Below are 438 nucleotides of genomic sequence, written 5' to 3'. Positions count from 1 at the left end.
ACGACAATAATCATTATCGATATTAATTACTGCATAACTCTTTTTATCCATTCGATCGAAAATCTTAGATTTTGCTGCAATATAACCGGTCATGTCTTGATGTCTATCCAAATGGTCGGGAGTTATATTAAGAAGCACTGCTATTTTAGCTGTAAAGGTTTTTACTAGATCTAGCTGAAAAGAAGACAATTCAAGTACATACCCATCCTTACTTGCTTTAGCTTGCAAAGCAGAAACTCCAATATTACCGGCAACCGGGTAGTCTAAACCGTTACTATTTAAGATATAGCTTATTAAAGCAGTAGTAGTACTTTTACCGTTTGTACCAGTTATGGCGATAAAGTTTAAATTTCTTGATTTTTCAAATAATAAGTCTATATCGGAAGTGATTGGAATATTAAAATTTTTTGCAATCTTGACTATCTCATGCGTTAAAGG

General features: G+C 32.9%; 1 protein-coding gene. It reads right to left on the bottom strand.

Annotated elements, in window-relative coordinates; genetic code table 11:
- Nucleotides 1-438, bottom strand: a 438-nt coding sequence (locus MB29_RS07190; RefSeq protein WP_032139664.1) for a Mur ligase family protein, incomplete at both ends; no start/stop codon positions are given.

The sequence above is a fragment of the Rickettsia tamurae genome, assembly GCF_000751075.1.
GTDB lineage: Bacteria > Pseudomonadota > Alphaproteobacteria > Rickettsiales > Rickettsiaceae > Rickettsia > Rickettsia tamurae.
This window is presented reverse-complemented; position numbering and strand designations above follow the sequence as displayed.